The organism is Acidovorax delafieldii 2AN, assembly GCF_000175235.1.
Classification (GTDB): domain Bacteria; phylum Pseudomonadota; class Gammaproteobacteria; order Burkholderiales; family Burkholderiaceae_C; genus Acidovorax; species Acidovorax delafieldii_B.
This window is the reverse complement of sequence record NZ_ACQT01000566.1, coordinates 1-915: the sequence shown is the minus strand read 5'-3', so window position 1 is coordinate 915 and position 915 is coordinate 1. Positions and strand designations below refer to the sequence as shown.

Below are 915 nucleotides of genomic sequence, written 5' to 3'. Positions count from 1 at the left end.
CACGCTGGCGCCCGCCAGGGCCCAGAGAGCCAAAGTCCCCAGGCGCACGCCCCATTTGCTGTGTGAATTGGTCACCATCAGGGGATTATGATTCACGCGATCGATCCCACCCGAGACCGCCCGCAGTGAACACTTCATCCTTCCCTATGCGCTCCGCCCGCCGCCTGGCCACGCACCTTGCACGGGGCTTCACCCTGATCGAGCTCATGGTGGTGCTGGTCATCATCGGCGTGCTGGCCGCGCTGATCGTGCCCAACGTGCTCGACCGCGCTGACGATGCGCGCAGCACCGCCGCGCGCACCGATGTCACCAACCTCATGCAGGCGCTCAAGCTGTACCGCCTGGACAACCAGCGCTACCCCACCGCCGAGCAGGGCCTGCAGGCGCTGGTCACCAAGCCCTCGGCGGGGCCCGTGCCCGGCAACTGGAAGCCCTATCTCGAAAAGCTGCCCAACGATCCGTGGGGCCGCCCCTACCAGTACCTGAACCCCGGCATCAAGGGCGAGATCGACGTGATGTCGTTCGGCGCCGACGGGCAATCGGGGGGCGAAGGCAAGGATGCGGACATCGGCAGCTGGCAGTGACGCGCGGTGCCCGGCGCCACAGTGGCTTTTCGTGAGCCATTGCCCGTGAGTTTCCGCACCCTGCGCACCGCACGCGGCTTCACCTTGCTGGAGCTGCTGGTCGTCATCAGCATCATGGCGCTGGCCACCGCAGGCGTGAGCCTGGCGCTGCGCGACAGCGGGCAGACGCAGCTCGAACGCGAGGCTGCGCGGCTGGCGGCCCTGCTGGAATCCGCCGGGCCCAGTCGCGCGGGACGGGCGTACCCGTGCGCTGGCGCGCCGACGCCCAGGGCTTTCGCTTCGACGGCCTGCCCGCGAACACGCTTCCCACCCAGTGGCTGGACGCCGGCAC

1 protein-coding gene and 1 pseudogene are annotated in these 915 nt (G+C 68.9%); both read left to right on the top strand.

Annotation, left to right across the window (positions count from 1 at the left end; genetic code table 11):
• Window positions 1-146: 146 nt before the first annotated feature.
• Window positions 147-584 carry a type II secretion system major pseudopilin GspG gene (gene gspG / locus ACDELDRAFT_RS23075; protein WP_005801713.1) on the top strand — a complete coding sequence of 146 codons (438 nt, stop codon included), beginning with the start codon at window positions 147-149 and terminating at the stop codon, window positions 582-584.
• A 60-nt stretch (window positions 585-644) separates the two neighbouring features.
• Window positions 645-915, top strand: a pseudogene (locus ACDELDRAFT_RS23070) (prepilin-type N-terminal cleavage/methylation domain-containing protein); the annotation flags it as partial.